The following is a 6,866-nucleotide window of genomic DNA, read 5'->3' as shown; positions in this document are numbered from 1 at the left end:
GACGTCCAAGAGGAGGAGGTACCCTACTGGGAGCACATCAAGCGTGTTCACCGATACGTCATCCGGCCACTGGTGCAGGTAGGTGATGAGCTGCGCTGGGGCGCCGAGGCGGCGAGTCGCTGCATGTTCAATTGGATGTCGTCGGTGCGCGATGGCTACCTACCTGCCGATTTCGGTTGGCCTAACATCGAACACGGCGTTCGGCAGGTGAAGGCTAGCATCGAGAGGCGGCTGGAATTCCGCAGTGAAGAGATCTTCCGCCGGCATACCTCGTTTGTCGTGCGAGGCATCGACTTCTATCGGAAGTTTCGAGCAGAAGGATTCGAAGATGTTGGCGACTTCGACGTCCTCGCATATTGGCCTGATCACAATCTATTGGCTGCGGTCGAGTGTAAGTACAACCAACCGGCCTACACAATGAAGGACGGTCGCCGGATTCGCGACAAAATCTTTGGTCGCAAGGACGACGACAAGGGTCAGATCGGAAAGGTGCTTCGCAGAGGTGTCTTCTTAGAGCAGCACCGAACCCGGATGCTAGAGCTCCTAGGATGGCCGAAGCCCGTCAAGGCTGCAGAGCGATACGTCGAACTCTACGTCAGCCGGGATATCTCCTACTGGATGGTTCACCCTCCTTATCCTGTGCCAACCCACTTTGTGAGAGTTTCGACGTTAGATTCTTGGCTGAAGACCAACCTCTTCACGGCTGCAGGCCTAACTTGAATCTGTTAAACCAAGCAATCCCACCGTACCCCTGACAACAAAGGCTGCTTCCATATGACTCGTCGATTCAACATGGCAACGCTAAAAGCCCTCGCACAGCCTCCAACTGACAAAGCCGCAGACTGGCTAGTTGGCGCGGAAGATTCGGTCACGTTCCTCAAGGCGAATGCGCAGAGTGAAGAAATCGTGATCTACGCGAGTGGCCCAGCCGTTCTAATACACGGCGTGCTCGCGCCCGCTCAGCAGGTGACGCCTGCTGACCAAGAAGACTTGATGCACTGCTTTGTCGAGACTGACGAGAGCTGGGTAATCCAGAAGAGCTACGGGGGCGGTGAAGGTCACAAAGTCTACCTTGAGCCGCCGCTGAGGCAAGGGGGAAAGTCGCTCTCTGGCGGCGAGAAGCTGATCTTTCGCAGATCGTTCCACGGTGTGCAGAAGGGAGAGAGCCCTGTGGAGTTGAGCCAGAAACTGGTGCATTCGCTAGGTCTACACTTTGTATCCGAACGCAATGCCTACTGCCGACTCGATGACCGCGGCGACATCGAAGACGTGATCCGCATTCTGCGAACCGAATTCGGAGACGTCCGCGAAAGCCTCACTGCCGTCACAATTCTCGCCAAAGATCTTTCGACGTACATGGCACTGGCGAACATGGCGCTGGTGTTCATGTTCGACTTCACGCGGGTTGCCCGGGACAGCTTCAACGGCTGGGGCGACCATAACCGAATTGACCGAAGTGCACCTGATCTTTTTTATCACGGTGGCGGCATTGCCAATGCCAGCTACGTAAACGGCCGGATGATCGTCCGCACCGCCATTCCCCTGCAGCAACTGATCGACGATTGGAAGGAAGAGTCGAACCCAACCAAGCGCGAGTACGCGACTTTCAAGATCTTCGACCGCAAGAATGGGGTCGAGATCGAAACATCCAGCGCTCCTGAGTTCCTTTCCAACTACTTCCAGGAGTCAAACCTTCCTTGGGAGATATCACCGGCCTTCTTCCGGCCGGATGTCTTGCACCGCTTCAAGTCTGACCCTGAGAAGTACACCCTCGATGACCGCACGATCAGCTGCCGCAATGCGTGGTATCTGAAGGGCTACGACATTAACGAAGCAGGGCAGGTTCACGCTTATATCGGCGATCTCGCACGCCTCCCAATTGAAGAACAGCGCTACTGGCAATCGTTCAACGAATGGTCGAAGGGTCCCATCTCAAAGCGAGCACATGAAAACGACATCATGGGCGAGTTCAGCTCTGAGTACGACCCGCTCCACCTCTTGAAATATAAGATCGGAAAGCTCAACGACACGCCACCCGCATGGTGGCTGCCACGAAGCTCCGAGCATCTCGACGCTGCCCGCTACCCAGCAACCGATTCAACGTTTGAGTGGGCCAACGAGATCATGGCTCTCGACCAGCTAGTGGTCGAGGGGTTCCAACTCAAGCCATTGCGCAAGGTCCTCGAAGACAAGGGCGCGAAAGCGGAGCCCAGTTGGGCATCGCTCCGGGTTCTAGGGGCCATTCTGGTAGCTACCGGACTATCCGAGGACCAAGCTAAAACCACGCTTACGCCGCTTTCAAGGCTGCACGGATTGCGGAGTACGCTCCGGGCTCACAGCTCGATCACTGAGAAGGACAAAGAGGAAAGGCTAGCACGATCCACCCATGGGACGCTGCGCGCTCACTTCAAATGGTTGGCGGGTGAGTGCGACAGGGCTTTCGACGCCGTACTACGGGCTCTGGATGCAGGGGATCTCAATCCCTGAAGGTCCGCGCGTCGGCGCTTTCTGGGCTAACTACCACTCTACGAACAAGTGGGGGCGTTTGGTACCTCCCGCCCCCCCTCGCGGTGGACTTGCAGATTCAAAAGCATCAGGAATAAGTAGTTATGGACGATAAAAAACGGAAAGACGCCGCTGCTTCCCTGTTGAAAGACATGGAAGCCACATCCGCCCGGATGCGCGAGCTGATCGTCGCTATGCCTCCGCATGACCTGCTCGGCTACATCTACGCACAGCGCATGATGAAAGCGATTGCAGACCAAAGCTCCGCCGAAGAGCAATGCCAAACGGACGTCCCGGATGACCTGATTAACGAAAACCAGTTCTTGCTGGAGTACGTGCACGCGGTTCTCGCGTCAGATGCCGCTCCTGCAAATATGACATTCGACGAAGCCCGGTGCGCAGAGCTGTTTGAACTTGGCCGCAAACTGCGAGAGCAAGCCATACTTTTCGCCATGGCCACGTCTGCTGATACAAAAGATGGAATCTTCGGTCCCGACACCGCCGACATTGAATTTCGCGCGAAATCCAATTGGGTCATGATGCGCGGGAACCGCTACCAAGTTTTGGAAGGCGAGTTCTACCGCTACGTTCTGGCGCCTCACAATGAGGTTTTAGAGGAAGCGTATGGCGTTGGTGCTGCCTATATCGCGGAAGGTTTCCAGGCCATGGCCGACGCCACGCGTTCTGGACATGCCGAAGCCTCTATGGAGATGATTAAGCAGATGGAGGCCGCTCAGGCCTTCGCTGCGGCACAGGAAAAGCCTCTGGAAGAGATTATGGAGGCATGGGTTGCGGCTAATGCGGAACAGGCGAAAGCCGCTGGGCGGGCAATGGATGACATGTTTCGGGGCGGCATCGCAAATGTGAGCCGTCACACGAAGCTACCACCGACGCTGCTAGCAGACTTGGCGTACCGGCGCGGCGAAGAAACCGAGTTCTTCTCCGCGGGCGATTTTGTGGGAACCCCCTACCGGACACTACCGGCCCGGAAGAAACCCCTAATCCAGCTTGGGTCAGATTACTACGCCGTCGATCCGTGTTTCGCCCGCGATGCGGGGTATCGTTCTCTTCTCTACAACCTGCTTCAGCGAAAACCGGACTACAAGAAGACCTTTGAGAATCGTCAGAAGCTGATGAGCGAAGCTGCCTTCGCCGACCTTCTGGCCGCTCAGCTTCCCGACGCCACAGTGCTCCAGGAGATTTACTACAAGGATCCTGCCAGCAAGCAGTGGTCCGAAAATGACACCCTCATCCTGATTGATGATGTGCTGTTTTTGGTTGAGGCCAAGGCCGGTGCGGCCGCCACCATCGCATCGCCAGCGCTTGATTTCGGCCGCCACGCCCAATCCGTTCAGGACTTGGTGCTTAAAGCGTACAAGCAATGTGAGCGCTTCTTCAATTACCTGAATTCGGCCGATGAAGTGTCCCTCTACCGCCTAGTGGACGGCAAATATGAAGAGTGTAGCCGCGTCCGCCGCTCCGACTACCGAGTAATGGTGCCGATTGGGCTGACGGTTGAATCATTCTCGCCCTTTTCAGCGTACTGCAAGAAACTGCCGCAGGTTGAGCCACTACTTGGAAGGCATCCCTTCGTTTCGCTGTCTATTGACGACCTGTTTGTACTCAAGCGATTCCTTCCCACACCCGGCCAGTTCGCCCATTACATGGAGGTGCGGCAAGCGGTGGCCGGGATGCGTCGGGCTCATCTCTTCGACGAGTTTGACCACCTTGGTGCGTACCTGAAGAAGAACCGATTCGATCAGGATATCGCCGAGCAACTGCAGGACGGCAAGGTGAACATGCTTATCTGGGACGGCATGAGCGACATCGTTGATAAGAGCTTCGAGGGTGAAGACTGGGAGGCCAGGCCGTTTCCGACCCAGAACTTCCCTGAAGATGTGCGAAAGCTGCTTGATGCTCTTGACGTAACCCGAGCGCAAGGTTGGCTTTCGGCGGAGAGCCATATCCGTGACCTAGGAGAAGAAGGCCGGAAAGATCTGGCCAAGATGCTCACCGACCTTCGCCAAACGCTGAATCAACATCCCGCCCGTTACTTTGTGCTGGCCGGGGACGGAGAGCCGCTCTTTGTCTGGCTACAACAACACGGCCAGCAAATTGACTGGAAAAAAGTAAATGAGAAGGCCAGTGCAGCTTCGTTAGCCGTTAAGGCTTCTAACGTGATTGGCGTCGTTGCAGAGATTAGTTCCGATGGAACCTATCACCGGGCGCAATCGTTCGCAGTTCACATACCAACAGAGCGAACGGAAGAAAACGCCTCCATCTACGAAGATGCTGCCCGAATGGCTCACCCAACGCGGGCGGTGAATCTCAAGCAACCGGAAAACGCCCCTTCTCTTGGAAAGATCAAAAAACCGGGACGAAATGATCCCTGTCCATGCGGGAGTGGCGCGAAATTCAAAAGGTGTCATGGCCGTTAAAGAGCAAGCCGGAGCTGTCCAGCAGCCCGTCGCGATGAATATCTCTTGCGCGCGCATGTTTAACCGCTGCTGATCAACGACCGCATCCAGCCTCCACCGGACATTGAAGTCTGCCAACTGCATTTCCTTAATGGGTCGAGTGCATTTATTTGCGCTGACATTGCTACGTCTACACTGTACCGAAATTTCGGTACAGTACAGGTACAGTGACCAGTTTTCACCAATTCAGGTAAAATACGCTAACCTTCTGATTTGAAACTGGTTTTACCTATTTCAACCTACGCTAGAATTCGCCCCATTTCCCTGTAGAAACACTGTAAATCACCGACTCAAAATCCCCCCCAGGCGGGCGGAGAGCCCGGGAGAGGTTTCAGCCGCATGGACAGACGAAACAGATGTGGGAATGGAAGTCATAGATTTCATTCGTTGGAATTGAAAAACAAACTGAGCACGGCGGGCTCATCGATCGCATCGCCCCCCAGCTCGCCGGCGATCTCTCCGTTGCGCATCACATAGAGGCGATGGCTCAGGTTCAGCACCTCGGGCAGATCCGATGAGATCACGACCACGGCCGCGCCCTCCTCGCACAATCGCTGAATGACCTGATACAGCACACTGCGCGTGCCGACATCGACGCCGACCGAAGGCTCGTCGAAGACATAGAGCGCGGCCTCGCGCGTCATTCCCTTGCCGAACAGCACCTTTTGCTGGTTACCTCCGGACAACAGCGCCACGCTTTTGTCGAGATTGCGCGGCACCAGCTCCACGCCTTGCGCGGCCTGCGCCGACAACTGCTTGCCGAGCTTTCTGCGCAGCCAGCCGCCCCAGCCGCGCATCGGCCCGTTCAACAAGGGCAAGGTCATGTTGGCGCGCGAGGTGAAATCCAGCACCAGGCCCTCGCCCTTGCGATCAGGTGGCAGATAGAAAAAACCGTCGTCCAGCATCTCGCGGACCGCCGCCCTGACACGCGGCTTGCCGTTGAACACGATGCGACCCGTCTTGACCGGATCCAGCCCGAATATCGCCCGGAACAACTCTGATTTGCCGCACCCGACCAGTCCGGCGAACCCGACCACCTCGCCGCGTTTTACAGTCAACGACACGTCGCGTACGCCGTTCATCGAGCTCAGCCCCTGGACATCCAGTACGACATCGCCGGGGCAATGGGCGATTTCCGGGTAGATCTGCTCGATGACCCGGCCACTCATCAAGGCGATCAGCTGATCGGGTGTCACCGTGCTGGCATCGACCGTGGTGACCTTGCGGCCATCGCGCAGAACCGTGATGCGATCCGCGATCCGCGAGATCTCCTGCATGCGGTGCGAGATGTAGATGATGCCCACGCCTCTCGCCTTCAGCCTTTCGACCAGCTCGAACAGGCGGATCGCCTCCTTGCCGGTCAAAGAGGCGGTCGGCTCGTCCAGGATCAGCACCGAGACTTCGCCGCGCAGGCCCTTGGCGATCTCCACCATCTGCTGCTGGGCGCGCGTCAATGTGGCCACGGAGGCCTCGCCGTCGATCTCGAAGCCCAGATCGGCCAGCATCTCGCTGGCGCGTTGCTTGACGGCTGCCTGGCTCAGCAGCCCGCCGCGCTGAGGCTCCTCGCCCAGGCTCAGGTTCTGCGCGACCGACAGCGTCGGAATCAGCGAAAACTCCTGGAACACCGCACTGATGCCTTGCTGGCGGGCATCATGCACGGTGGCGAACCGGACACGTTCTCCGCGCATCCGGATCTCGCCGCCGCTGGGCGTGTTGGCGCCCGCGAGCAGCGAAATCAATGTGGATTTCCCCGCCCCGTTCTCTCCGAACAGGACGTGGACCTCGCCAGCACGCACGTCGAAATCCATCTGGTCAAGCGCCAGCACCCCGGGGTATTGCTTGCTCAGGGATACGGTGCGCAAAAGTGCGGCGTCTTCGTGCATG

3 protein-coding genes and 1 pseudogene are annotated in these 6,866 nt (G+C 57.2%); 3 read left to right on the top strand and 1 reads right to left on the bottom strand.

Annotation, left to right across the window (positions count from 1 at the left end; genetic code table 11):
- The 3 genes and pseudogenes from ACK5JE_RS00395 to ACK5JE_RS00385 all read left to right on the top strand — a co-directional run.
- A pseudogene (locus ACK5JE_RS00395) lies at positions 1 to 720 on the top strand (hypothetical protein); the annotation flags it as partial.
- A 72-nt stretch (positions 721 to 792) separates the two neighbouring features.
- Complete coding sequence (locus ACK5JE_RS00390; RefSeq protein WP_416799739.1) at positions 793 to 2,487, top strand: hypothetical protein; 1,695 nt, start codon at positions 793 to 795, stop codon at positions 2,485 to 2,487.
- Between the two features lie 122 nt (positions 2,488 to 2,609).
- Positions 2,610 to 4,943: a YecA family protein gene (locus tag ACK5JE_RS00385; RefSeq protein ID WP_416799738.1), complete on the top strand. Its 2,334-nt coding sequence runs from the start codon at positions 2,610 to 2,612 to the stop codon at positions 4,941 to 4,943.
- A gap of 419 nt (positions 4,944 to 5,362) precedes the next feature.
- Here the strand turns inward: ACK5JE_RS00385 and ACK5JE_RS00380 are convergent, their stop codons facing one another.
- Positions 5,363 to 6,865: a sugar ABC transporter ATP-binding protein gene (locus tag ACK5JE_RS00380; RefSeq protein WP_416799737.1), complete on the bottom strand. Its 1,503-nt coding sequence runs from the start codon at positions 6,863 to 6,865 to the stop codon at positions 5,363 to 5,365.
- Between the last annotated feature and the right edge of the window lies 1 nt (position 6,866).

Origin of the sequence: Castellaniella sp. (assembly GCF_047971665.1) — a bacterium.
Classification (GTDB): domain Bacteria; phylum Pseudomonadota; class Gammaproteobacteria; order Burkholderiales; family Burkholderiaceae_B; genus Castellaniella.
The sequence above is the reverse complement of the archived record's forward strand: the minus strand, read 5'-3'. Positions and strand labels throughout refer to the sequence as shown.